The organism is Nocardioides sp. F233 (genome assembly GCF_057813895.1).
The window spans coordinates 679,699-704,461 of the sequence record NZ_JBVASH010000002.1 but is presented as its reverse complement, the minus strand read 5'-3'; the positions used below and the strand labels follow the sequence as shown (position 1 = coordinate 704,461).

At 71.9% G+C, this 24,763-nt stretch carries 23 protein-coding genes; 6 read left to right on the top strand and 17 right to left on the bottom strand.

Annotation, left to right across the window (positions count from 1 at the left end; all coding sequences use genetic code 11):
- Positions 1-6 precede the first annotated feature (6 nt).
- The 7 genes from ACZYRU_RS09785 to rimP form a co-directional block, all read right to left on the bottom strand.
- A complete protein-coding gene (locus ACZYRU_RS09785; protein WP_488956892.1) occupies positions 7-966 on the bottom strand; it encodes a bifunctional riboflavin kinase/FAD synthetase in 960 nt (319 codons plus the stop codon).
- A 38-nt stretch (positions 967-1,004) separates the two neighbouring features.
- Positions 1,005-1,874 (bottom strand): tRNA pseudouridine(55) synthase TruB, encoded by an 870-nt coding sequence (gene truB, locus ACZYRU_RS09780; RefSeq protein WP_488956891.1) that lies wholly within the window; start codon positions 1,872-1,874, stop codon positions 1,005-1,007.
- The gene (rbfA, locus tag ACZYRU_RS09775; protein ID WP_488956890.1) at positions 1,871-2,317 is read right to left on the bottom strand and encodes a 30S ribosome-binding factor RbfA; all 447 of its coding nucleotides are present in this window, start codon (positions 2,315-2,317) and stop codon (positions 1,871-1,873) included. Before rbfA ends, truB begins: the two co-directional genes overlap by 4 nt.
- 86 nt (positions 2,318-2,403) lie before the next feature.
- Positions 2,404-5,304 carry a translation initiation factor IF-2 gene (infB, locus tag ACZYRU_RS09770; RefSeq protein ID WP_488956889.1) on the bottom strand — a complete coding sequence of 967 codons (2,901 nt, stop codon included), beginning with the start codon at positions 5,302-5,304 and terminating at the stop codon, positions 2,404-2,406.
- 95 nt (positions 5,305-5,399) lie between these two features.
- Positions 5,400-5,768 (bottom strand): YlxR family protein, encoded by a 369-nt coding sequence (locus ACZYRU_RS09765; RefSeq protein WP_488956888.1) that lies wholly within the window; start codon positions 5,766-5,768, stop codon positions 5,400-5,402.
- A gap of 185 nt (positions 5,769-5,953) precedes the next feature.
- Positions 5,954-6,922, bottom strand: coding sequence for a transcription termination factor NusA (gene nusA, locus ACZYRU_RS09760; protein ID WP_488956887.1), 969 nt, complete (start codon positions 6,920-6,922; stop codon positions 5,954-5,956).
- Positions 6,922-7,449, bottom strand: a complete 528-nt coding sequence (gene rimP, locus ACZYRU_RS09755; RefSeq protein WP_488956886.1) for a ribosome maturation factor RimP — start codon at positions 7,447-7,449, stop codon at positions 6,922-6,924. The genes nusA and rimP overlap by 1 nt, the downstream gene beginning before the upstream one ends.
- Before the next feature lie 78 nt (positions 7,450-7,527).
- Between rimP and ACZYRU_RS09750 the strand changes: the two genes are divergently transcribed.
- The gene (locus ACZYRU_RS09750; RefSeq protein ID WP_488956885.1) at positions 7,528-8,484 is read left to right on the top strand and encodes a ferritin-like domain-containing protein; all 957 of its coding nucleotides are present in this window, start codon (positions 7,528-7,530) and stop codon (positions 8,482-8,484) included.
- 429 nt (positions 8,485-8,913) lie between these two features.
- Here ACZYRU_RS09750 and ACZYRU_RS09745 read toward each other — a convergent pair whose 3' ends face one another.
- From ACZYRU_RS09745 to ACZYRU_RS09730, 4 genes are read right to left on the bottom strand one after another with little or no spacing between them, the layout of a single operon-like run.
- Complete coding sequence (locus ACZYRU_RS09745; protein WP_488956884.1) at positions 8,914-9,624, bottom strand: HAD family hydrolase; 711 nt, start codon at positions 9,622-9,624, stop codon at positions 8,914-8,916.
- Positions 9,625-9,629: 5 nt separating this feature from the next.
- Positions 9,630-11,408, bottom strand: a complete 1,779-nt coding sequence (locus ACZYRU_RS09740; RefSeq protein WP_488956883.1) for a proline--tRNA ligase — start codon at positions 11,406-11,408, stop codon at positions 9,630-9,632.
- Positions 11,409-11,465: 57 nt separating this feature from the next.
- Positions 11,466-11,831: a DoxX family protein gene (locus tag ACZYRU_RS09735; protein ID WP_488956882.1), complete on the bottom strand. Its 366-nt coding sequence runs from the start codon at positions 11,829-11,831 to the stop codon at positions 11,466-11,468.
- A gap of 13 nt (positions 11,832-11,844) precedes the next feature.
- The gene (locus tag ACZYRU_RS09730; protein ID WP_488956881.1) at positions 11,845-13,593 is read right to left on the bottom strand and encodes a hydroxysqualene dehydroxylase; all 1,749 of its coding nucleotides are present in this window, start codon (positions 13,591-13,593) and stop codon (positions 11,845-11,847) included.
- A 143-nt stretch (positions 13,594-13,736) separates the two neighbouring features.
- Between ACZYRU_RS09730 and ACZYRU_RS09725 the strand changes: the two genes are divergently transcribed.
- Together ACZYRU_RS09725 and ACZYRU_RS09720 are read left to right on the top strand one after the other, a co-directional pair.
- Positions 13,737-14,357 carry a TetR/AcrR family transcriptional regulator gene (locus ACZYRU_RS09725; RefSeq protein ID WP_488956880.1) on the top strand — a complete coding sequence of 207 codons (621 nt, stop codon included), beginning with the start codon at positions 13,737-13,739 and terminating at the stop codon, positions 14,355-14,357.
- 36 nt (positions 14,358-14,393) lie between these two features.
- Positions 14,394-15,305 carry a sensor domain-containing diguanylate cyclase gene (locus tag ACZYRU_RS09720; protein ID WP_488956879.1) on the top strand — a complete coding sequence of 304 codons (912 nt, stop codon included), beginning with the start codon at positions 14,394-14,396 and terminating at the stop codon, positions 15,303-15,305.
- 4 nt (positions 15,306-15,309) lie between these two features.
- On the opposite strand, the gene ACZYRU_RS09715 is transcribed toward ACZYRU_RS09720, so the two are convergent.
- Entirely contained in the window at positions 15,310-16,155 is an 846-nt protein-coding gene (locus tag ACZYRU_RS09715) for a GNAT family N-acetyltransferase (RefSeq protein WP_488956878.1), read from the bottom strand.
- 81 nt (positions 16,156-16,236) lie between these two features.
- Here ACZYRU_RS09715 and ACZYRU_RS09710 point away from each other — a divergent pair, with 81 nt between their 5' ends.
- On the top strand, positions 16,237-17,130 hold the full coding sequence (locus tag ACZYRU_RS09710) for a homocysteine S-methyltransferase family protein (protein ID WP_488956877.1): 894 nt from the start codon (positions 16,237-16,239) through the stop codon (positions 17,128-17,130).
- Here the strand turns inward: ACZYRU_RS09710 and ispG are convergent.
- From ispG to dxr, 3 genes are read right to left on the bottom strand one after another with little or no spacing between them, the layout of a single operon-like run.
- Positions 17,123-18,274 (bottom strand): flavodoxin-dependent (E)-4-hydroxy-3-methylbut-2-enyl-diphosphate synthase, encoded by a 1,152-nt coding sequence (ispG, locus tag ACZYRU_RS09705; RefSeq protein ID WP_488956876.1) that lies wholly within the window; start codon positions 18,272-18,274, stop codon positions 17,123-17,125. The two genes, ACZYRU_RS09710 and ispG, sit on opposite strands and share 8 nt — an antisense overlap.
- A gap of 31 nt (positions 18,275-18,305) precedes the next feature.
- A complete protein-coding gene (locus ACZYRU_RS09700; protein WP_488956875.1) occupies positions 18,306-19,661 on the bottom strand; it encodes a M50 family metallopeptidase in 1,356 nt (451 codons plus the stop codon).
- Complete coding sequence (gene dxr / locus ACZYRU_RS09695) at positions 19,658-20,761, bottom strand: 1-deoxy-D-xylulose-5-phosphate reductoisomerase (RefSeq protein WP_488956874.1); 1,104 nt, start codon at positions 20,759-20,761, stop codon at positions 19,658-19,660. The genes ACZYRU_RS09700 and dxr overlap by 4 nt, the downstream gene beginning before the upstream one ends.
- 121 nt (positions 20,762-20,882) lie before the next feature.
- Between dxr and ACZYRU_RS09690 the strand changes: the two genes are divergently transcribed.
- Positions 20,883-21,974: a polysaccharide deacetylase family protein gene (locus ACZYRU_RS09690; RefSeq protein ID WP_488956873.1), complete on the top strand. Its 1,092-nt coding sequence runs from the start codon at positions 20,883-20,885 to the stop codon at positions 21,972-21,974.
- On the opposite strand, the gene meaB is transcribed toward ACZYRU_RS09690, so the two are convergent.
- Together meaB and ACZYRU_RS09680 are read right to left on the bottom strand one after the other, a co-directional pair.
- Complete coding sequence (meaB, locus tag ACZYRU_RS09685; RefSeq protein ID WP_488956872.1) at positions 21,967-22,953, bottom strand: methylmalonyl Co-A mutase-associated GTPase MeaB; 987 nt, start codon at positions 22,951-22,953, stop codon at positions 21,967-21,969. The genes ACZYRU_RS09690 and meaB overlap by 8 nt on opposite strands.
- A 10-nt stretch (positions 22,954-22,963) precedes the next feature.
- Positions 22,964-24,163 (bottom strand): acetyl-CoA C-acetyltransferase, encoded by a 1,200-nt coding sequence (locus ACZYRU_RS09680; protein ID WP_488956871.1) that lies wholly within the window; start codon positions 24,161-24,163, stop codon positions 22,964-22,966.
- A gap of 139 nt (positions 24,164-24,302) precedes the next feature.
- On the opposite strand from ACZYRU_RS09680, the gene mce reads away from it, so the two are divergent.
- Positions 24,303-24,752, top strand: coding sequence for a methylmalonyl-CoA epimerase (gene mce, locus ACZYRU_RS09675; RefSeq protein WP_179726626.1), 450 nt, complete (start codon positions 24,303-24,305; stop codon positions 24,750-24,752).
- Positions 24,753-24,763: the final 11 nt, after the last annotated feature.

The following is a 24,763-nucleotide window of genomic DNA, read 5'->3' as shown; positions in this document are numbered from 1 at the left end:
GCCCGGTCAGTCGGCGAGGATCGCTCGCGCCTGGTCGACGTCGTCGGCCATGGCGACGAGCAGCTCGTCGATCGAGTCGAAGCGGGTCATGCCGCGCAGCCGCTCGATGAAGGCGACCTCGACCTCGCGGCCGTAGAGGTCGAGGTCGGTGCGGTCGAGGACGTAGGACTCGACGCGGCGCTCGCGCTCGCCGGCGAAGGTCGGGTTGGTGCCGACGCTGATCGCGGCGGGGTACGTCGTCCCGGCGTCGGGTCCGTCGTGCACGGTCAGCCGCCCGGCGTACACACCGTCGGCCGGGGCCGCGGCTCCCGGCCGGACCGGCACGTTGGCGGTCGGGTAGCCGAGCTCCCGGCCGCGCTTGTCGCCCTCGATCACGATGCCCGTGACGGTGAAGATCCGGCCGAGAGCCTCGGCGGCGCCGGTGACGTCGCCTGCGGCGAGGCAGGTCCGGACGTAGGTGGACGACCAGACCTGGGGCCCGCCGTCGAGGCTGACCTCCTCGAGGACGAAGTCGTGCTCGAGGCCGGCGCTGCGCAGCAGGTTGCAGTCGCCGGCGGCGCGGTTGCCGAAGCGGAAGTTCGCGCCGACCACGACGGCCTTGACGTTGAGGGTGTCGACCAGGATCCGGTCGATGAACTCCCCCGGCGTCCAGCCGGCGATCTCGCGCGAGAACGGGATGACGAGGACGTCGTCGACGCCGGCCTCGCCGAGCAGCCGCAGCCGCTGGTCGATCGTGGTCAGCGTCGGCGGGGCGTGCTCGGGGCGCAGCACCGCGATCGGGTGGGGGTCGAAGGTCACCGCGACGACGCCGTCGATCGCGGCGTCGTCACCGACCTCGGCAGCCACCTCCCGCGCCCGTCGTACGACGTGCTGGTGGCCCAGGTGCATGCCGTCGAAGTTCCCGATCGTCGCGACCGTGCGACCGAGGTCGTCGGGCACGTCGGAGAAGTCACGCCACACTCGCACGGCCGCAACTCTCCCACATCCGCCGGCGGAGCCCGACGTCAGCCGACGAAGACGGCCGCCGGGCGCGCCGCGCCGCCCTCGGGACGGTAGAGCGCGAGGAACTCGCCGTCGGGCGCGAACACCCCGGTGAGCGTGTCGATGCCGAGCGGCAGCGGGCGGCCGTAGCGGACCGCCTGGGCCTGGTCGGCGTCGAGGTCGATCGCCGGGAACGTCGCCCGGGCCGCGTCGGCGAGCGGGGTGACCGTGACCTGCTCGAGGTCGGTCACCGCTCCGTCGAGGGTGAACGGTCCGACAGCGGTACGACGCAGCGCGGTCAGGTGCCCGCCCACGCCGAGGGCGGCGCCCACGTCGCGCGCGATGGCACGGATGTAGGTGCCGCTCGAGCAGCGGACCGTGATGTCGACGTCGAGGAACTCCCCCACGACCCGCTGGTCGTGGACGGTCAGCTCGTGGACGGTCACCGGACGGGCCTTGAGCTCGACCTCCTCGCCGTCGCGCACGCGCTGGTAGGCGCGCTTCCCGTCGACCTTGATCGCGCTGACGGCCGTCGGCACCTGCAGGATCTCGCCGACCTGGGTCGCGAGCTGCGCCAGCACGGCCGCCGGCTCGAGCCGGTCCGCCGGGGTCGCAGCGACGAGCTCACCCTCGGCGTCGTCCGTGGTGGTCGACATGCCGAGGCGCACCGTGGCGTCGTACGCCTTCTCGGTGAGCATCAGGTGACCGAGCAGCCGGGTGGCGCGCTCCACGCCGAGCACCAGCACCCCGGTCGCCATCGGGTCGAGGGTGCCGGCGTGGCCGACCTTGCGGGTGCCGACCGCTCGTCGTACCCGGGACACGACGGCGTGCGACGTCATGCCGGCGGGCTTGTCGACGACGACGAGGCCCGACGGCACCGCGGGCTTGGTCACTCGTCCTCGGTCTCTTCGTCGACGACCTCGCGCGGCTTCTTGTACGGGTCGGCCTCACCGGCCGGCTGCGCACCCTCGCGGGCCGCGGCGACCGCGGCATCGGCCTCGCGGGCCCGGGCCAGCACCTCGTCGAGGTGGCGGGCCGTCTCCGGCACGCCGTCGAACTCGAAGGCGAGCGACGGCACGTGCCGCATGCCGAGCTGCTTGCCGACCTCGGAGCGGAGCACACCCTTGGCCGACTCCAGCGCCGTGGCGGTCGCCTGCTGGTCGGCGTCCTCGCCGAGCACCGTGTAGTAGACGGTCGCGTTCTGCGCGTCGCCGGTGAGCCGGACCTCCGTGACGGTGACGAAGCCGAGACGCGGGTCCTTGATCCGACGCTCGAGCATCTCGGCGACGATCACCTGGATCCGGTCGGCGATCTTGCGTACCCGGGGGCTGGCCATGGTTTGTTTCCTATCACTAGAACGGCGGCGCCGCCCGCCCCTGGACCAGGGACGGGCGGCACCGCACGGTGTTGCTGGGATGCGCGTCAGACGCGCGGGATCTCCCGCATCTCGAAGGCCTCGACGATGTCGCCCTCCTTGATGTCCTGGAAGTTCTTGAGCACGAGACCGCACTCGAAGCCTTCCCGGACCTCGGCCGCGTCGTCCCGCTCCCGCTTGAGCGAGGCGAGGTCGAGGTTGTCGGCCACCACGGCGCCGTCGCGCAGGACGCGGACCTTGGCGTTGCGGCGGATGACACCACTCGTGACCATGCAACCGGCGATGTTTCCGATCTTGGACGAGCGGAAGATCGCACGGATCTCCGCCTGGCCGAGAGCGTGCTCCTCGTACTCCGGCTTGAGCATGCCCTTGAGGGCCGCCTCGATCTCCTCGATCGCCTGGTAGATGACCGAGTAGTAGCGGATCTCGACGCCTTCCTTCTCGGCCATCTGACCCGCCTTGCCCTGCGGGCGGACGTTGAAGCCGATGATGATCGCGTCGGAGGCGGCTGCGAGGTCGACGTTGGTCTCGGTGATCGCACCGACACCGCGGTCGATGACCCGCAGGCTGACCTCCTCGCCCACGTCGATCTGGGCGAGGGCGTCCTCGAGTGCCTCGACCGAACCGGACACGTCGCCCTTGAGGATGAGGTTGAGCTCCTGGCTCTCGCCCTTCTCCATGGAGGCCATGAAGTCCTCGAGGGTACGACGCACGCGGCGCTTGGCCTGCATGGCCGCCCGCTCGCGCGCCTCACGCTTCTCGGCGATCTGGCGGGCCATCCGGTCGTCCTCGACCACGATGAAGTTCTGGCCGGCGCCCGGGACGGACGAGAGGCCGAGAACCATCGCGGGCCGGGCCGGGTCGGCCTCGGTCAGCTCGTTGCCGTGCTCGTCGAGCATGGCGCGGACGCGGCCGTGGGCCGGACCGGCGACGATCGAGTCGCCGACGCGGAGGGTTCCGCGCTGGACGAGGACGGTCGCGACCGGGCCGCGGCCACGGTCGAGGTGCGCCTCGATGACCAGACCCTGAGCGTCCTGGACCGGGTTGGCCCGCAGGTCGAGCGACGCGTCGGCGGTGAGCACGATCGCCTCGAGCAGCTTGTCGAGGTTGAGCCCGGCCTTGGCCGAGACGTCGACGAACATCGCGTCGCCGCCGTACTCCTCGGGCACCAGTCCGTACTCGGAGAGCTGGCCGCGGACCTTGGTCGGGTCGGCCGACTCCTTGTCGATCTTGTTGACCGCCACCACGATCGGCACGTTGGCCGCCTTGGCGTGGTTGAGCGCCTCGACCGTCTGCGGCATGACGCCGTCGTCGGCCGCGACCACCAGGACGGCGATGTCGGTCGCCTGGGCACCACGGGCACGCATCGAGGTGAACGCCTCGTGACCCGGGGTGTCGATGAAGGTGATCCGGCGGTCGTTGCCGTCGACCTCGGTGTGGACCTGGTAGGCACCGATGTGCTGGGTGATGCCACCGGCCTCGCCGGCCACGACGTTGGCGTCGCGGAGCGCGTCGAGGAGCTTGGTCTTTCCGTGGTCGACGTGACCCATGACGGTCACGACCGGCGGGCGGACGACCAGGTCGTCCTCGCTGCCCTCGTCGGCACCGAACTCGATGTCGAACGACTCGAGCAGCTCGCGGTCCTCGTCCTCCGGGGAGACGACCTCGACGACGTAGTTGAGCTCGTCGCCGAGCAGCTCCAGCGTCTCGTCGCCCACCGACTGGGTGGCCGTGACCATCTCGCCGAGGTGGAAGAGCATCTGCACGAGCGACGCAGCGTCGACGCCGATCTTGTCGGCGAAGTCGGTCAGCGAGGAGCCCCGGGCGAGACGGACGGTCTCGCCGTTGCCCTTGCGGACCCGCATGCCGCCGATCGTCGGGGCCTCCATGGCCTCGAACTCCTGGCGACGCGCCCGCTTCGACTTGCGACCGCGGCGCGCGGGACCACCCGGGCGGCCGAAGGCACCCTGGGTCTGGCCACGCTGGCCGGGACGACCGCCGCCACCGGGACGACCACCGCCGCCGGGGCCGAAGCCACCGGGACCGCGACCGCCGGGAGCACCGGCGCCCGCACCGGCACCGGCGCCGGGACGACCCGGGGCACCGGCGCGACCGGGACCACCCGGGCCACGGCCACCGGGGCCGGGGCGACCGGGGCCACCCGGGCCACGACCGCCGGGGCCGCCCTGCCCGAAGGCACCGGCGGACTTCGGCATCATCGCCGGGTTGGGACGCGGCATGCCGGGACGACCACCGCCACCGGCACCGGCCGGCGGACGCGGGCCGGCCGGACCGGCCTCACCCTCGCGCGGCGGCGGAGCGGGACGGCGGCCCATGCCCTGGCTGGGCGCGAACGGGTTGTTGCCGGGCCGCGGGGTACCGCTGGGCTTGCCGACCGGACGCGGAGCCGGGGCCGGCGCCTTGGGCGTCGGGGGCTTCGGCGCACCGGGCTTGGCAGCCGGAGCGGCGGGAGCAGCCGGGGCCTCGGGGGCCTCGGGCGCAACCGGAGCCGCGGCAGCGGCAGGCTTCTCCTCGACCACCGGCGCCTCGGGGGCGGCCGGAGCCTTCGGGCCGGGCCGCGGGCCCGGGCGGGGACCGCCGGGCCTGGGCGCGGCGGCAGCCGGCGCCTCGGCCGCGGGGGCCTCGGCCGCAGGAGCTGGCGCCACAGCGGGAGCCGGCGCAGCAGCAGCCGGCGCCTCGGGCGCGGCAGCAGCCTTCGGGGCCGGAGCCTTGGGGGCGGGCTTGGCCTCACCGGCGGACTCGCCGGCAGGCTTCATCTTGGCGAGGAGCTCGGCTCCGTAGGTCGCCTCGAACTTCTTCACGGCGGGGAGCTCGATGCTCGAGGACGCCGTCTTGGCGAACTCGCCAATGTCACTGAGCATCTTGAGCGCATCGGCGCTCTTGATGCCGTACTGCTTCGCGAGTTCGGAAACTCGGGTCTTGGCCACGGTTCTCCTTCTGGCCCAAGACCCGGGATGGATCTCTAGACCGTTGGTGGGTGGTGCAGAACGAACTGGCTCATCGCGAGATACTCATCGAGTGCTCATGAGCTGTTGCTCCAGTCTCTGTCGGTCGGATCGGTCCGAGCTGCGGCCGCCTGGGCGACGTACTCCCTCACCGGCACGCTGGAGAGCCCACCCGCGCCCGGAGTGATCCGGAGCGCACGGGAGAAGGCCTTCCGCCGTACCGCGAGGTCGTAGCAACCGGTCGTGGGGTGCAGGTGCGCTCCACGGCCCGGCGCGGTGCCACCAGGATCCGGGACGACGGCCGGCAGGCCATCGGGTCCCGAGCCGGCAGTCACCCGCAACAACTCGCTCTTGGTGGCGCGTGCCCGGCATCCGACGCAGGTCCGGACGGGCCCCGGGATCGGGACGACGTCAGGGCGTGCAGGGGAATTCGGTCGGTGTGCCACCGAAACTCAACTCTACCGCTTGGGTGGCCGACTTCACGAACCGGGCCGCCCCCTGCGGCCGCCAGAAACGTGACGAGCGGTGCCTGGTGCGTGCGATGGCAAGGCGGAGGAGGGAGGCGACCTTCGAGCGAAGCGGGTCGTCGACCGACGACAACGCAGCCAGCGTGCGTGCCAGGTGCCGCTCGTCACGCTTCTTCGTCGGAGTGGATGTCAATGCGCCAGCCGGTCAACCGGGCGGCGAGGCGGGCGTTCTGGCCCTCCTTGCCGATCGCCAGCGACAGCTGGAAGTCAGGTACGACGACGCGCGCCGAGCGGGCCGCCGCGTCCACCACGGTGACCGACTGGACCTGGGCCGGGGACAGCGCGTTCGCCACGAGCCGGGCCGGGTCGTCGGACCAGTCGACGATGTCGATCTTCTCGCCACCGAGCTCGGACATCACGTTGCGCACGCGCTGGCCCATCGGGCCGATGCAGGCGCCCTTGGCGTTCACGCCGGAGACGGTCGACTTCACCGCGATCTTGGTGCGGTGACCGGCCTCACGGGCGATCGCCGCGATCTCGACGGTGCCGTCCGCGATCTCGGGGACCTCGAGCGCGAACAGCTTCTTGACCAGGCTCGGGTGCGAACGGGACAGGGTGACCTGCGGACCGCGCATGCCCTTGCGGACCGAGATGACCAGGCACTTGATCCGGGTGCCGTGCCGGTAGTCCTCGCCGGGGACGCGCTCGCTGGCAGGCAGGTGCGCCTCGATCCGGCCGAGGTCGACCAGGACGTCGTCGGGGTTGCGGCCCTGCTGGATGACGCCGGAGATGATGTCGCCCTCCTTGCCGGAGAACTCACCGAACCTGATCTCGTCCTCGGCGTCGCGCAGCCGCTGCAGCATGATCTGCTTCGCGGTCGTCGCGGCGATCCGGCCGAAGCCGTCGGGGGTGTCGTCGTACTCGCCGACCTTGTTGCCCTCGGCGTCGACCTCGGTGGCCAGCACCGTGACGTGCCCGGTCTTGCGGTTGAGCTCGACCCGCGCCTGGGAGACCGAGCCCTCGGTCTTGTGGTACGCCGTGAGCAGCGCCTGCTCGATCGCCTCGACGAGGACGTCGAACTTGATCTCCTTCTCGCGCTCCAGCGTCCGGAGGATGCTGAGGTCGATGTCCATCAGTCGGCGTCCTTGTCGTTCTCGTCGATCTTCATGTCTTTGCGGTTGAACTCGATCTGCACCAGTGCCTTGCGCACGTCGGCATAGGCGACCCGGCGCTCGCTGCCGTCGACCGCGAGGGCCACGCCCTCGTCGTCGGAGGCGCCGATCCGGCCGGTCACGGTCGCGTCGTCGGCGAGCGTCACCTTCGCCAGGCGGCCCTCGTTGCGGCGCCAGTGGCGCGGCAGGGTCAGCGGCCGGTCCACGCCGCGGGAGGTGACCTCCAGCGTGTAGGGCAGCTCACCGAGTGCCTTCGCCCCACCGTCGGGGCCGTCGTCCTCCAGGACCCGGTCGATCACCTTGGTCGCGGCCGCGACGTCGTCGAGCGTGAGCCCGCCGTCGGTGTCGACGGCGATCCGCAGCACGCGACGCTTCCCGGCCGGGGTGAGCTCCACGGCCTCGAGGTCGAGGCCCAGCTCGGCGAGCGGAGCGACGAGGACGTGCTCGATCCGCTCTGCTGTCGCTCCCTGAGCGGAATGAGTACCCATGGTGAGTCTCCCCGTGTCCTGTTGTGGCTGTGCGAGGCACACGATACCCGGCCGACGGCTGCCCGATAGGGTCGCCGCGTGCTTGCCCGTCCCCGTCCCGTCCCTCGACGGCTGGTCGTCGTCGGCGGGATCGGCGCAGCCGGGGCGCTGCTGACGGGCTGCGACGCGATCGACGACCTCCTCGGGGCGGGCGACGACCCGGGCGTGTCGGGCGCGGTCACGCCGACCGCTCCCCCGGCCGACGCCGACAGCAGCCTCGTCGAGAGCGTGCTGGCCTCGATCTCCACCACCGGCGCGCTGGCTGCGGCGACCGCACGTGCCCTGCCCGGCGTCGGGGTCGCGGCCCGCCTGGCCCGGGTCCACGACGCCCACGCCGCCGAGCTCGGCGGCTCCGTCACCGCCCCCGCTCCCGAGGTCGCGACCGGCCGCGCCGCCGCGCGCGCGGCTCTGGTGAGCGCCGAGGCCGCCCTGCGGGACCGGCTCGTCGACGCCGCCCGCGAGGCGCACAGCGGCGGCCTGGCGCAGGTGCTGGCTTCGATGGCCGCCGCGCTCGGCCAGGTCCTCGTCGGTCGCAGCAGCCGGCCGCCCGCCGTGCTGCCCGCTGCCTCGGGCGACACCCCTCCCGCCGTCGAGGCGCTGCAGACCACGCTCGCAGCCGAGCACGCCGCCGTCTTCGTGTACGGCGTCCTCGGCGGCCAGACCTCCGCCTCCGGCTCCCCGACGCTGTACGCCGCGCTCACCTCGGCGTACACGACGCACCGGGCACGCCGCGACGACCTGCTGGCCCGGCTCCAGGCAGACGGCGCGGAGCCGGTCGCCGCCGAGCCCGGCTACGGCCTGCCCGCCGACCTCTCCACGCCCACGGCGGTCACCGACCGTGCCCGCGCGCTCGAGGAGTCGGCAACGGCGACCTACGCCTACCTCGTCGCCAGCACCACCGGCGACGCCCGTTCCTGGGCGATCGACGCGCTCGTCGACGCCGCGGTGCGCAGCACCGCCTTCGGCGGCCGGCCGGACCGGCTGCCCGGACTCTGAGTTCGTCGAGTAGCCCGAGCCCCTGGGCGAGGGCGTATCGAGACGCCTCACCGCGGTCTCGGTACGCGCGTCGCGGCTTCGCAGGCTCAGCCGCGGCGCTACTCGACCTTCCCGGCTGATCCTTGTCCGGCCTCGTTCCTCGGCCGGACAAGGGCCGGAAAAACGTTCCTCGGCCGGACAAGGGCCGGAAAAACGCCACCGGTTCGCGACCTCCGACATCCGGGGAACTCCCGAGACGTCCCCCGAAGCCGGGGTCGCGAACCGATGGTGACCGGGGACAACGGTCATTCGGCGACCGGGAGAGGTGGGGCTCACCGTCCGCCGTGTGCACAATCATGCAACACAACGCGTCCGAGGGCCCGCGGAAGCGATCCTCATAAATGTGCACTGCACAAACCTGCAGATGAGGGAACCCTCACCTGAGCCTGATCAGCGCCAGGGCGCGAGCAGCTCCGGGATCTCGGAGAGGCGGTGGGCGACGGCGTCGGGGTCGCCCTCGGTGTGGCCGATCTGGTCGGCCGGGATGGTGCTGTGCGGGACGTGGATCGCGCGCATCCCGGCGTGCTGGGCACCCCAGACGTCGTCGAAGAGCCGGTCGCCGACGTACACGCAGGCGGCGGGGTCGGTGACGCCGACGGCGTCCATGGCGGCACGGAAGGCGTCGGGCGAGGGCTTCGTCCACGGGATGTCACTGGTGTAGACGTCGCCGTCGAGGAGGTCGAGGACACCGTCGCGCTCGAAGTACCCGCGGTGCCACGCGCGCGGCCAGATGGTGTTGGACAGCACGCCGACCTTGATCCCCTCGGCGCGCAGCCACCGCCACAGCGGGCCCACGTCGGGGTCGGTGAGGGTGTGCGGCTCCCAGAAGCCGTAGTAGGCGTCGAGCAGGTCGGGGTCGTGGTCGAGCCCGGCCGCGTCGAACAGGTCGCCGATGGTGGCGCTCTGCTGGTGGTCGCGGCTGCGTCCCCAGACCACGCTGCCCGCCTCGTGGAGGCGGGCGGCGTGGGCGTGGTGGTCGTCGGTGGTGTCCGGCGTGGTCAGCACGGCCTGCGCGAGCGCCAGCGACTCCGCGTGGAAGTCGATGTCGTGCCAGGCGGTCAGCGTGCCGCCCCAGTCGAAGATGACCGCGTCGACCGCCACCGGGATCAGCTCCGCACGATCGCGGTGAGCGCGGCGACGGTGTCGCCGAGGGCGACCTCCTGGCGCTCGCCGGTACGACGGTCCTTGATCTCGATCACCCGGTTGTCGGGATCGGCCACGCCGCGGCCCACGGTGACGATGGTCGGTACGCCGATCAGCTCGGCGTCCTTGAACTTCACCCCGGGGCTGATCTTGCCGGCGCGGTCGTCGTAGATGACGTCGAGGCCGGCCGCGGTGAGCCCGGCGACGAGCTCCTCGGCCGCGGCGAACACCGCCTCGTCCTTGCCGGCGGCGACCACGTGGACATCGGCCGGGGCGACGTGGCGGGGCCAGCACAGGCCGATCTCGTCGAGGGTGTCCTCGGCGATGGCGGCAACCGCGCGGGTGACGCCGACGCCGTAGGAGCCCATCGTGACGGTGACCAGCTTGCCGTTCTCGTCGAGCACCTTGAGCTCGAGCGCCTCGGCGTACTTGCGGCCGAGCTGGAACACGTGGCCCATCTCGATGCCGCGGGCCGACTCCAGGATCCCGTCGGCGCAGTTGGGGCAGGCGTCGCCGTCGCGGACCTCGGCGGCCTCGATGGTGCCGTCGGCAGTGAAGTCACGCCCGGCGACCAGGTCGATGACGTGCGAGCCGGGGACGTCGGCACCGGTCACCCAGCGGGTGCCCTCGGCGACGCGGGGGTCGAGCAGGTAGCGGATGCCGGACTTGTTCTCCTCCCCCAGCACGCCGGGCCCGATGTAGCCCTTGACCAGCGCGGGGTGCTTCGCGAACTCCGTCTCGTCCATGGGCTCGACCTCGATGGGCTCGAGCTGGCCCTCGAGCCGCTTCTGGTCGACCTCGCGGTCGCCGGGCAGGCCGATGGCGAGGGGCTCGCGGGTGCCGTCGGGGTGCTTGAGCACCAGGACCACGTTCTTGAGCGTGTCGCCGGCCGTCCAGGGACGGTCGTCGCGCGGGAAGGCGGCGTTGAGGTGGTCGACCAGGGTGTCGATGGTCGGGGTGTCGGGAGTCGGCTCGGCGTGGGCGGCCGGCTGGCCGTCGTACGCCACGGGCGCGGGCGGGCGGACCTGGACGGCCTCCACGTTGGCCGCGTAGTCGCAGCTGGTGCAGCGGACGTAGGTGTCCTCGCCGACCTCGGCCTTGGCGAGGAACTCCTCCGACTTCGAGCCGCCCATCGCGCCGGCGGTGGCCTTGACGATGGCGTAGTCGAAGCCGAGTCGGTCGAAGATCCGTACGTAGGCGTCGCGGTGGAGCTGGTACGACGCCTCGAGGCCCGCGTCGTCGACGTCGAAGGAGTAGGAGTCCTTCATCGTGAACTCGCGCCCGCGCAGCAGGCCCGCGCGCGGACGCGCCTCGTCGCGGTACTTGGTCTGGATCTGGTACAGGCTCAGCGGCAGGTCCTTGTAGGAGCTGTACATGTCCTTGACGAGGAGCGTGAACATCTCCTCGTGGGTGGGGCCGAGCAGGTAGTCGGCGTCCTTGCGGTCCTTGAGCCGGAAGATGCCGTCGCCGTACTCGGTCCAGCGGTTGGTCGCCTCGTAGGGCTCGCGCGGCAGCAGCGCGGGGAAGGACACCTCCTGCGCGCCGATGCCGTTCATCTCGTCGCGGATGATGCCCTCGATCTTGCGCAGCACGGCGAGGCCGAGCGGCAGCCAGGTGTAGATGCCCGGCGCGGCGCGGCGGATGTAGCCGGCTCGCAGGAGCAGCCGGTGGCTCGGGACCTCGGCGTCGGAGGGGTCCTCCCGCAGGGTCCGCACGAACAGGGTCGACATCCGCATCAGCACGGGCCGAAGCCTACGGCCGGGCCCCGCGGTGCGGCGAACCAGTAAGTGGTTCCGGGCTCAGGCCGCGCGGGCCGCCTTCAGCATCCCCCGGATCATCGGCAGCTGGAGCGGCAGCCGGGCGAGCGTGCCGGCCTTGAGCGCCGTGTTGTCGCCGCGCTGGGCGTCGAGCGCCATCTTCACGTTGCCGGGGAAGACACCGACGAGCAGTGCTGCGCTGACGTACGCCGCCGCGCGCCGCGTGCGCGGGTGCAGCATCCCGGCGGCGCAGGCCAGCTCGGCCACCCCGCTCCAGACCACGACCTGCCGGGGCGCGGGCAGCTGCTCGGGGATCATCGGCTCGAAGACCTGCGGCCGGACGAGGTGGACCAGGCCGCTGGCGACGAAGGCTCCGGTGACGGCCTTGGCCGTGAAGGGGACGGACATGGCTCCCACTGTGTCAGCCCAGGTCGAGGACGTTGCGCCGGCCGAGCCTGTAGAGCAGCTTGTCGGTCTGCTTGAGCAGCGCGAACTCCGGCGGGTCGTACAGCGTGAACGTCTTCGCCCTCGCCGCCGTCGAGCCGGTCTCGTCGAGGATCGCGTTGACGGCGTGCCGGGCGGACTCGTTGGCGCCCTCCATGGTGGCCAGGTCGATGTCGGTCTGCACGAAGTCGCCGCTCATGACCAGGTTCGGGATCCGGGTGCGCGCGGTCGGCCGGCTGGACCAGGAGTCGACCGTGTTGACCAGCAGCGGGGTCTCGTTGGTGTTGCGGCCGGCAGCGGCGTTCCACTGCACGCCCGGGTCGAGGAACCAGGAGTGGATGATCCCCTCGGGCAGCAGGTCGCCGACCGTGTGGTGGTCGCGGATCTGGGCGAGCACCTCGTCGGCGATCTCCTGGCGGGTGCACTCCTTGGCCGGCTTGCCGTGCAGGATGCCGGGCGCGTCCCAGTTGGAGATGTCGACGGAGAGGATGTCGACCACCTCGCCGTTGCCGTAGTCGCGGGTGATCACCCGGTCCGCCCAGAACTGGCCCTGGGTGAGTGCGGTGAGCGCCCAGGGTGAGTCGATGAAGGTGATGTGGCCCTTCGTCACCGCCACGGGCGCGCGCAGGAAGAACTGGATGCCCACCATCCAGTCGGTCCTCAGCGCCGAGAGCCGCTGCAGGCCGGGGTCGAGCGCGAGGACGTCAGGCGTCAGTGTCGGCACCACCCGGTCGACCGGCATCGCGCTGACGAACCAGTCGGCCTCGACGCGGCTCGTCGTACCGGATGCGTCGGCGAGGACGGCGGTGCTCACCCGGCCGCCGGCGGTCTCGTAGCGGATCAGCCCCTGACCGGCGACGAACCGGACGCCACGACCGCGCAGGTAGGTCATCCACGGATCGATCCAGGCCTCGTTGGTCGGCAGGTCGAGCACCCGGTCGAGCGCGCCGTCGTTGCCGCGGCCCATCATGTTGTAGACGAAGGCCTCGCCCATGTTGCCGATGGTGCGGGTGCTGGCGATGGTCTCCTTGGCCGCGACCAGGTTGCGGGTCAGGCCGGCGGCGAGGATCTGCTGGTACGGCTTCGAGCGGGACCCGGCGCCGACGAAGTCCCACCAGCTGACCTTCTCCCACTGCCCGAGCCGACGCTCGTCGCAGCTGGTGAGGAACACGAGCAGCCGCTCCACGAAGTAGGTGAGCTCCTGCGGAGGTACGGCGTGCCCGCCGAGCGTGTCGCGCAGGAACCGGCGCAGGCCGTCGACGGTGAGGACCTGCTGCGGGTCCGGCCCGATCCCGAACACGAAGGCGTCGGCGTGGTCGCCGGAGCGCAGGAACTTGCCGCCCGTGGCCGCGACCAGGTTGTCGCCGACGGTCCCGTTGCCGAACGGGATGCGTCGCATCGTCTCCGGGACGTGGTGGTAGAAACCGGGGAAGAAGCGGAATCCGTGCTCACCGGGGAGGTCCGACCGGCCACCTGCGCCGGTGCCGGGGACCGGGATGCTGCGGGCCTTGCCGCCCCAGGCCGAGGGCTCGAAGACGGTGACCTCGAAGCCCCGCTCGACCAGCTCGTGCGCTGCGGTCAGGCCCGCCATGCCGCCGCCGAGGACGGCGACCCGCTTGCCCGGCGTGGCCGCGAAGGCCGGCGCCAGTCCGGTGCCGGCGAGGACCGCTCCGGCGCCGACGGCGCCTGCGGACGTGAGCAAGGTACGACGGTCCAGCTGCGCCATCGGCGATCACCCCATGATCTCCAACCGACACTGGTGTCGGTTTGTCGTTGGCAGCGAGTATCGTGACCAGGGCCACATCTGGTCAAGGAGACGCCGACAACCGACACTCCTGTCGGTCGAAGCGGCGGCAGTGAGGAGGCGTCGTGAGCACCACCGAGGCGGTCCGCCGTCGACTCAGCGCGTCCGCCCGCCGCGAGCGGATCGAGACCGCGGCGGTCGACGTCTTCGCCACCCGTGGGTACGACGCCGCCTCGGTCGGCGAGATCGCCGGTGCCGCCGGCGTCACCCGGACCGTCCTCTACGACCACTTCCGCTCCAAGCGCGACCTCTACCTGCACGTCCTGGACACCCAGAATGCGGCGATGCTGGCCGAGGTCGGCGCCGGCATCACGGGCGCCGGAGCGGGGCGAGAGCGGATGCGTGCCACCGTGGCGGCGTACCTCTCCTTCGCGCGACAGCGGCCCGCCGCCCGCCGGATCCTGGTCGACCCGATCCCCACCGGCGACCCGGAGCTCGACCGGGCGCTGCGCACGTTCCGCACCGCCCGCACCCAGGCGGTCGCGACCATGCTCGGGCCGGACCTCGCCCGGTCCGGGCTCCCCCACGGCTCGACTGCGGCCGAGGTCGTCGTCGAGCTGCTCATCACGGGCGTCGACGGCGTCGCGCGGTGGTGGCAGGAGCATCCCGCGGCCACGCTCGACGAGGTCACCGACGTCGCCACGCGACTCCTGTGGAGCGGTCTGCCCCACCTCACCACGCGCTGACCACCGACCTCCTATCCTCCTTTCCGAGGAGGACGGATGAGCGTGGACGGGACGACCCCGCTGACGTGGGTCGAGCGCGCGCGGCGCGTGCACGCCGGCGAGATGGAGCTGGCGACGGCACCGGTCGCGATGCCGTACGACGCCTACCGCGACCTGTTCGACACCATCCTCAGCCAGTCCTTCGACAGCGTGGTGCTGTGTGGCCGGCTGAGCGGTGAGTACTACGCGGTGAGCGACTCCTTCTGCGAGCTGACCGGCTACGCGCCGGTCGAGCTGCTCGGTCGCACCTCGATCGAGCTCGGCATGGTCGACCCCGACGGCACCCGCCGCTACGCCGAGGCCGACACCGCCGAGCGGCGGCCGGGGATCTACGAGAACACGCTCACCCGCAAGGACGGCGAGCAGCGGGTCGTCGAGTTCTCCCACCAGTTCGTGGGCGACGAGTACACGCTCGTCATCATCCGTGACATCACCCAGCGCCGGGCCCAGGAGTTCGAGCTGCTCCGCCAGGCCACGGCCGATCCCCTCACCGGGTTGCTCAACCGGCGCGGCTTCACCAGCCAGGCCGAGCAGATGCTGCGCGACGCGACGGTGCAGGGCCGCCCGGTGCACCTCGTGATGGCCGACCTCGACGGGCTCAAGCAGGTCAACGACGAGCGGGGCCACGCCGCCGGCGACGAGGCGATCCGGCAGGCCGCCCAGGCGCTGCGCGCCCACGTGCTCGCCGGCGCGTTGGTCGGACGGCTCGGCGGCGACGAGTTCGTCTTCGTCGTCGACGGGGGCAGCCTGGCCGCCGTCGAGCAGGTGTGCGCCCGGATCGCCCGGACGGCGCCACTCACCTTCGGCATCGCCTCCACCACCGACGGGCACCAACGGCTCACCGAGCTGCTCGGCGCCGCAGACGCCGACATGTACGCCGCCAAGCGACGCCGCACCAACAGCGCCTGACCGCTCAGAACATCACGGTCGCGAAGCGCGCGGTCTCGGTGAACCCGACTCGCTCGTAGGCCTTGCGTGCCGGGTGGTTCCAGTCGTTGACGTAGAGCGACACGGTGGGTGCGATCCGGGCCCGCACGTGCCGCACGACCGCGGCCATGCCCGCCGTCGCGAGCCCTTCGCCGCGCCGGTGCGGCGGCACCCAGACCCCCTGGATCTGCGCGGCGTCGGGGGTCGCGCAGGCGACCTCGGCCTTGAAGACGAGCTCGTCGCCGTCGTACCGCACGAAGGACCAGGCCCGGCTCACCAGCTGGGCCACGCGGGCGCGGTAGAGGTCGCCTCCCCCACCGAGCTCCGGCGAGACGCCGACCTCCTCGGTGTACATCGCCACGCACGCCGGGTAGAGCGTCGGGATGTCCTCGGGGGTGCCGTGCCGGACACCGTGGTCGGGCGCGACCAGCGGGTCGGTGTCGATGACGAGGTGCCGCTGGTCCCAGCGGACGTCGCGCGGCTGTCCCCACTCAGCGCCGACCTGACCCCAGAACGCACGGACGGCGTCCTGCGGGCCCACGATCGTCGAGGCGGTCCGACGACGGGCCAGCGCGCGGCCGGCGAAGACCTCGGCGTCCTCGGGCGTGGCCTGGACCGGCACCAGGTTGGCGGCGACGTGGCACGCCGCGACCAGGTGGCCGCCGTCGAACCGGCCCCACATCTCGCCGCCGAGCCAGCGGGGCTCGAGGTTGGTGGTGTGGGCGCGGTGGATCGCGAACACGTTGACGACCGGATCGCGGCCCGCGAGGGCCACGAACGCGGAGAGGTCGGCCTGCGCGAGGACGCGCACGCCGTGCCGGGTGGTCAACACGCGACGAGCCTAGAGCCTTTCCGGAGGCCCGCGCAGGAGGGACACTGACCTGGACTCGGGCTCGACTCCTGGAGGTTCGCGATGACGATCCGCTACGTGACGGACGGCGGTCTGGAGACCGACCTCATCTTCCTGCGCGGCTTCGACCTCCCCGAGTTCGCCTCCTTCCCGCTGCTCGACAGCGACGACGGGAGGGCGGCCCTGCGCGACTACTACCGCGCGTACGTCGACATCGCCGTGCGGGCCGGGGCGCCGCTCCTGCTCGAGACGCCGACCTGGCGCGCGAATCCCGACCACGCCACGCTGCTCGGCTACGACGCCGCGGCGCTCGACCGGGTCAACCGCGAGAGCGTCGACTTCCTCGCCGCGCTCGCCGCCGAGCGTGCCGACGAGCTGACCGGCTGGGAGGTCGGCGGGATGCTCGGCCCGCGCGGCGACGGCTACGTCAGTGCGGGCGCGGTCGACCCCGACGAGGCGGCCGAGTACCACCGGCCCCAGCTGGCCTCGTTCGTGGCCGCCGGCGCCGGCCGGGCGACCGTGCTGACGCTGACCGAGGTCGGCGAGGCGATCGGTGTCAGCCGGGCAGCCGCCGACGTGGGCCTGCCGGTCGGGATCGGCTTCACCGTCGAGACCGACGGACGGCTGCCGGACGGCAGCACCCTCGCGGCGGCCGTCGAGGCGGTCGACGCGGCCGCGCCGCCGGCGTACTTCCTCATCAACTGCGCCCACCCCAGCCACGTGCTCCGGGGGCTCGCCCCCGGCGCCTGGCGCGAGCGGATCGGCGGCCTGCGGGTCAATGCGTCGACGATGAGCCACGCCGAGCTCGACGAGGCGGAGAGCCTCGACGACGGCGACCCGGTCGAGCTGGCGGCCCACCAGCGACCACTTCTCGACGCCTTCGCCGGCCTCGAGGTGCTGGGCGGATGCTGTGGCACCGACGCGCGGCACGTGGCCGCGATGTGGAACGTCAGCTGACGGAGACCGTGGCCCCGGCGCCCTCGACCGGCTCCATCGACTCGGCGATCTTCATCGCCTCCTCGATCAGGGTCTCGACGATCTCGGCCTCGGGAACGGTCTTGATGACCTCGCCCTTGACGAAGATCTGGCCCTTGCCGTTGCCGGACGCGACGCCGAGGTCGGCCTCGCGCGCCTCGCCCGGGCCGTTGACGACGCAGCCCATGACAGCCACCCGGAGCGGCACCTCGAGCCCGTCGAGACCGGCCGTGACGCGCTCGGCGAGGGTGTAGACGTCGACCTGGGCACGACCGCACGACGGGCAGGAGACGATCTCGAGCTTGCGCGGGCGCAGGTTGAGCGACTGCAGGATCTGGATGCCGACCTTGACCTCCTCGACCGGCGGCGCCGAGAGCGAGACCCGGATGGTGTCGCCGATGCCGCGGGACAGGAGCGCACCGAAGGCGGTGGCCGACTTGATGGTGCCCTGGAACGCCGGGCCGGCCTCGGTCACACCGAGGTGCAGCGGCCAGTCGCCCTGCTCGGCGAGCAGCTCGTAGGCGCGGACCATGACGACCGGGTCGTTGTGCTTGACCGAGATCTTGAAGTCGCGGAAGCCGTGCTCCTCGAACAGGCTCGCCTCCCAGACGGCGGACTCGACGAGCGCCTCCGGGGTGGCCTTGCCGTACTTCTCGAGCAGTCGCTTGTCGAGCGAGCCGGCGTTGACACCGATCCGGATCGAGGTGCCGTGGTCCTGGGCCGCCTTCGCGATCTCCTTGACCTGGTCGTCGAACTTCTTGATGTTGCCCGGGTTGACCCGGACCGCCGCGCAACCGGCCTCGATCGCCGCGAAGACGTACTTCGGCTGGAAGTGGATGTCGGCGATGACCGGGATCTGGCTGTGCTGGGCGATCTCGGGCAGCGCGTCGGCGTCGTCCTGGCTGGGGCAGGCCACCCGGACGATGTCGCAGCCCGCGGCGGTGAGCTCGGCGATCTGCTGGAGCGTAGTGTTGACGTCGGAGGTGAGCGTCGTCGTCATCGACTGCACCGAGATCGGGTGGTCGCTGCCGACCCCGACCTTGCCCACCTGGATCTGGCGGGTCTGGCGGCGGGGAGCGAGCACCGGCGGCGGTGCTTCCGGCATGCCCAGGCTGATCGACGTCATGACGTCAAGACTACTTTCCGCAGAGGGTGGATCAGGATTCGAGGTGCACCGGGACGACGATGTCGCCGACGATGAGCACGATGCCCATGACGAGGATCGCCAGGCCGACGACGTACGCGATCGGCAGCAGCTTGGCCACGTCGACGTAGCCCGGGTCGGGCCGGCGGCGCAGCCGGGCCCAGCCACGGCGCACGGCCTCCCAGAGGGCACCGGCGATGTGACCGCCGTCGAGTGGCAGCAGCGGCACGAAGTTGAACATGCCGATGAAGAAGTTGAAGCCGGCCACGAGCATCAGCAGCGACACGATCTTGGCCTTGATCGGGATCTCCGTGTGCGAGGCGGTCTCGCCGGCCAGGCGGCCACCGCCGACGATGCTGACCGGGCCCATCGGGTCGCGCTTCTCGACGCCGACGATCGCCTTGGCGACGCCCCAGACCTTGCCCGGGAGCGTGGCGAGGGACTTCACGACCTCGACGGTCATCGTCCCCATCTGGTCGACGGTGTAGACGACGCCGCCGGTCGTGGGGTGCGAGCGCGGTACGACGCCGAGGAAGCCGACCTTCTCGTCGGTCTTCTCCCCCTTCCTGTCGGGCGGCCGCACCGCGGTCTCGGTGGTGAAGGTCAGCTCCTTGCCGTCACGCTCGACGACCACGTCGGCCTCGGCGGTGCCGTTGGCCTTGACCAGGCTCTGCACCTGGCTCCAGCTCGTCACGGCGGTGCCGTTGAAGGACACGATCCGGTCGCCCGCCTTGATCCCCGCGGCGTACGCGGGCGTCGGCCGCGTGGCGACCTCCTCCGGGGTGCAGACCCGGTTCTTCTGGTAGCCCGGGATCACGCAGGCGTTGACCTCGTCGATGGTGGTCTCGATCGTCGGGTCGCCCGGGTTGCCGTAGGTCGCGAAGACGCCGGCGAAGAGGAGGAAGGCGATCACGATGTTCACCGTCGGGCCGCCGCCCATGACGATGACCTTCTTCCACCACGGGAACGTGTAGAAGAGGCGGTCGGCGTCCTCGGGGCGGATCGTCTCCCACTCCGCGGCGCGGGCGTCCGAGATCAGCTGGGTGAACATCCCGGTGTTGGACTTGCGGACCCGGACCACCTGGTTGCCGTCGGCATCGACCTCGACCTGGTCGGCCAGCGCGACCGCGTCGGGCGGCAGCATCCCGACGATCTTGACGTAGCCGCCGAGCGGGATCGCCTTGACGCCGTACTCCGTCTCGCCGACCTGCTTGCTCCACACCGTCGGCCCGAAGCCGATGAAGTACTGCGTCACCTTCCCGCCGAACTTCTTCGCCGGGATCATGTGGCCGAGCTCGTGGAGGCCGATCGACGCCAGGATCGCCGTCGCGAAGACGACGACACCGAGCAGGTAGAGCAGAGCGGTCATGGGCGGGATGCGGTCCTCGGGTCGATGAGCTGGGTGGCCGCCTCCCGCGCCCACGCGTCGGCCGCGAGGACGTCGTCGAGGGAGAGCTGCCCCTTCGAGGGTACGTCGTGGGCGGCTAGCACGCTCGCCACCGTGTCGACGATCCCGGTGAACGCCAGACGCCCGCTGCGGAAGGCCTCGACCGCGACCTCGTTGGCGGCGTTGTAGACCGCCGGGGCGGTGCTCCCCTTCTCCCCCGCTTCGCGGGCGAGCGAGACGGCCGGGAACGCGTGGTCGTCGAGGGGGAAGAACTCCCAGGTCTCGGCCGTCGTCCAGTCCACGGCGGGCGCGGCGTCCGGGACGCGGTCGGGCCAGGCCAGGCCGAGCGCGATCGGGATCAGCATGGTCGGCGGGCTCGCCTGGACCAGCGTGGAGCCGTCGACGAACTCGACCATCGAGTGCACGACGCTCGTCGGGTGCACCACGACCTCGATCCGGTCGAACGGGATGCCGAAGAGCAGGTGCGCCTCGATCACCTCGAGGCCCTTGTTGACCAGGGTCGCCGAGTTGATCGTGATCACCGGGCCCATGTCCCACGTCGGGTGGTTGCCCGCCTGCTCGGGAGTGACGTCGGCGAGCTCCGCACGGGTGCGGCCACGGAAGGGGCCACCACTCGCGGTCAGCACCAGTCGTCGTACCTCGTCGGGGGTGCCGCTGCGCAGGCACTGCGCGAGCGCGCTGTGCTCGGAGTCGACCGGAACGATCTGGCCGGGCTTCGCCTTGTCGAGGACGAGCGGACCGCCCATGACCAGCGACTCCTTGTTGGCCAGCGCCAGCGTGGTCCCGGCCTCGAGCGTCGCCAGCGTCGGGAGCAGGCCGACGGCACCGGTGATGCCGTTGAGGACGACGTCGCACTCCTGCTGCGCGGCCTCGACGCTGGCCTGCTCGCCGAGCCCGTGGAACCGGGGCGCGAACTCCGCCACCTGCTGGGCGAACAGGTCCGGGTTGCCTCCACCGGCGGTCAGCCCCACCACCCGGAACCGGCCGGGGTTGGCCCGCACCAGGTCGAGCGCCTGGGTGCCGATCGAACCGGTCGAGCCGAGGATGACGACGTCCTTCACCCGGTCATCCTCGCAGCACCGGTCGTGCCGGCCGGGCGGGGCTCGACCCGCGAGGTTCCTCACGTGTCCAGAAACGCCCGAAATGCCGGATCGGAGCGGGGTCACCCTTCATGCTGTGCCCGTGCACCGTCCCGCTCCCGCCCTCGTCCGCTCCTCCGTGGCCGTCCTGGTCACCCTGCTGAGCGTGACGATCGCGTCCCCGGCGCCGGCGATGACGGACCTCCCCACGGCCCACCGCGACGGGGGCTGCAGGGGCAAGGTGGCGCTCACCTTCGACGACGGTCCGGCCCGCGGTACGACGCACCGGCTGGTCCAGGTGCTGCGCCGCAACCAGGTGCCGGCGACCTTCTTCATGGTCGGCCAGCGCGTCGCCGCCAACCCGTCCGCGGCGCTCGAGGTCGAGCGTGCCGGGTTCCTGACGGCCAACCACAGCTGGGCCCACCGCGACATGAGCCGGCAGTCCTACCGCGACGTGCGCCGCTCGCTGCGGGCGACGCGGCGCGCGATGCAGGACGCCGGGCTGCGTCCGACCGACCTGATGCGGCCGCCGTACGGCGCCCTCGCGAAGCCCGCGCGCCGGGCGATCCGCGACTCCGGCTACGTCCCCGTGCTGTGGACCGACGACTCGCTCGACTGGAAGTGGGGCAACCCCCAGCAGATCGCGCAGCGGATCATCGCGGGACTGCGCCCGGGCCGCAACATCGTTCTCCAGCACGACGGCGTCAACCGCTCGCCGCTCTCGGTCGCCGCCGTGGAGCGGGTGATCCGGGTCGCGAAGCGCCGCGGCTACTGCTTCACCGCACTCGACGAGAAGGGCCGCCCCGGGTTCCCGACGCCCCTGGCCACCGCGGTTGCGAAGGACGTCGTCGAGGGCACCGACGCGGCCGTCACCCTCGAGCTCGCGCAGCCGGCCGGCCGCGACACCGCGGTGGTCGTCGAGGTCGCCTCCGGTACGGCGAGCGTCGGCACCGACCTGCCCGCCTTCCGCGCCCGCGTGAGGATCCCGGTCGGCAAGGTCCAGGTGACCGTTCGGATCCCGGTCTCCACCGACGCCGTCACCGAGCCGGCCGAGACCTTCTCGGTGGTGCTGCGCGACCCCGAGGGCCTGCAGGTCGGGCAGCCGACCACGGTCACCGTCATCGACACGGCGGCCGCGCCGCGCATCGACCTGCCCGGCCCGCCGTTCCTGCCGCTGGGCCCGAAGTTCAGCTGACGGTCAGCTCAGCGGCAGCCGTGTGCGGGTCGATCTCGCCCGCGACCACCGCGGCGGCCAGCTCGTCGAGCCGGTCGCCCGAGCCGACGCTCCCCCAGCGCTTGCGGAGCGCAGTGAGGGCGAGGGTCTCGATCTCGTCGCGCGCCCGGCGCACCCGGCGCCGCTGGAGCTCACCGCTCCCGGCCAGCCAGGCGGCGTGCTCGTCGATCGCGTCGACCACGTCGGTGACGCCGTCGCCGGTCGACGCGGTGGTCTTGAGCACGGGCGGGCGCCAGGCACCGTCGCGGCGCTCGGCGAGGCCCAGCATCGAGCGCAGGTCGCGGCGTACCTTGTCGGCACCGTCGCGGTCGGACTTGTTGACGACGTAGAGGTCGCCGATCTCGAGGATGCCGGCCTTCGCGGCCTGGATCCCGTCGCCCATGCCGGGCGCGAGCAGCACGATCGTGGTGTCGGCCTGGCCGGCCACCTCGACCTCGCTCTGGCCGACGCCGACGGTCTCGACGAGGACGACGTCGAAGCCGGCGCCGTCGAGCACCCGCAGCGCCTGCGGCGTGGTCCACGCCAGGCCGCCGAGGTGGCCGCGGGCGGCCATCGAGCGGATGAAGACGCCGGGGTCGAGGACGTGGTCGCCCATCCGGATCCGGTCACCCAGCAGGGCGCCACCGGAGAACGGTGACGACGGGTCCACGGCGAGGACCGCGACCCGGCGGCCCCGCCGGCGCAGCTCGCCGATCAGGGCGTTGGTGGACGTCGACTTGCCGACGCCCGGGGAGCCGGTCAGGCCGATGACGTGGGCGTGCCCGGCGTACGGCGCCAGCGCCCGCATCAGCTCCGGCAGCAACGCCGACTCGTCCTCGACGAGCGAGACCAGCCGGCCGACCGAGCGCGGGTCGCCCTCGCGGGCCTTCTCGACCAATGCAGGAACGGCCGCCGCGGTGATCCCGCGACGGCCGCCCTGGATGTTGCTCGCTTCAGGCAAAGCGGTCCGCTCAGGCAGAGGGGACCCGGATGACCAGCGCGTCGCCCTGGCCGCCACCGCCGCACAGGGCCGCGGCGCCGAGGCCGCCACCGCGGCGCTTGAGCTCGAGCGCGAGGTGCAGGGTGATCCGCGCGCCGGAGGCACCCAGCGGGTGACCGATGGCGATGGCGCCACCGTTGACGTTGACCTTGTCCTCGTCGATGCCGAGGGCACGGGCCGACTCGATGCCGACGGCGGCGAACGCCTCGTTGAACTCGACCAGGTCGAGGTCGGCGGCCGAGAGACCGGCCTTGTCGAGGGCCTTCTTGGTGGCGTTGGCCGGCTGCAGCTGCAGGGTCGAGTCGGGGCCGGCGACCTGGCCGTGGCTGACGATCTCGGCGAGGATCGGGAGACCGAGCTCCTCGGCCTTCTTCTTGCTCGTCACGACGACCGCAGCGGCACCGTCGGAGATCTGCGAGGACGAGGCAGCGGTGATCGTGCCGTCCTTGGAGAACGCCGGGCGCAGGGCCGCGAGCGACTCGACGGTGGTGTCGCCACGGACACCCTCGTCCTTGCTCACCACGACCGGGTCGCCCTTGCGCTGCGGGATGGTGACCGGGACGATCTCGTCGTCGAAGATGCCGTTCTTCTGCGCGGCGGCGGCGAGCTGGTGCGAGCGGGCCGCCACGGCGTCCTGCTCCTCACGGGTCAGCGGGGTCTCGCGGCAGGCGTTGGTCGACTCGGTCAGGTTGCCCATGCCCTGCTGGGTGGCCTGGTCGTAGAGCGCGTCGTAGGCGAGGGAGTCGACGAGCGCGGTGTCGCCGTACTTGAAGCCCTCACGGCTCTTCGGGAGCAGGTGGGGGGCCTGGGTCATCGACTCGGTGCCGCCGGCGACCACGATGTCGGCCTCGCCGGCACGGATCAGCTGGTCGGCCTGGGCGATGGCGTTGATGCCCGACAGGCACACCTTGTTGATGGTGATCGAGGGGACGCTGGCCGGGAGGCCGGCGGCGAGACCCGCGGTGCGGGCGGGGTTCTGGCCGGCACCGGCCTGGAGCACCTGGCCCACGATGAGGTAGTCGACCTGGTCGCCGGAGACACCGGCCTTCTCCAGCGCGCCCTTGATCGCGACACCGGCGAGGTCCGCGGCCGACAGGGTCTTGAGGGCGCCGAGGTGGCGACCGATCGGCGTACGGGCGCCGGCGACGATGACGCTGGGGTTGTCGGACATGTTTCCTCCGTGCAGACGTGTGGTCGGAACTCTTTCGAGCGTACTCGTGGGTAGCCGACCCGGGCGAGGGGTCCATCGTGCGGTCCGTGAGGCACTCGTCACACCCCCGAAAGGGAGGGGCGACGGCACAATGACGCGCATGAGCATCACTGAAGGCGTCCCCACCCATCTGTTCACCGCGATCGACCACGTCGGCATCGCGGTCCCCGACCTCGACGAGGCGATCGCGTTCTACCGCGACAACTTCGGCATGCACGTCGCGCACGAGGAGACCAACGAGGAGCAGGGCGTGCGCGAGGCGATGGTCGCCGTCGGGGACACGGACTCGAAGATCCAGCTGCTCGCCCCGCTCAACGCGGAGTCCACGATCGCGAAGTTCATCGACCGCAGCGGCCCGGGCCTGCAGCAGCTCGCCTACCGGGTCACCGACCTCGACCAGGTCTCCGCGATCCTGCGCGAGCGCGGCCTGCGCCTGCTCTACCCCGAGGCCCGCCGCGGTACGGCGAACAGCCGGATCAACTTCGTGCACCCCAAGGACGCCGGCGGTGTCCTCGTCGAGCTGGTCGAGCCGGCGGCCGACGCCCACTGACCCGGGCCGGA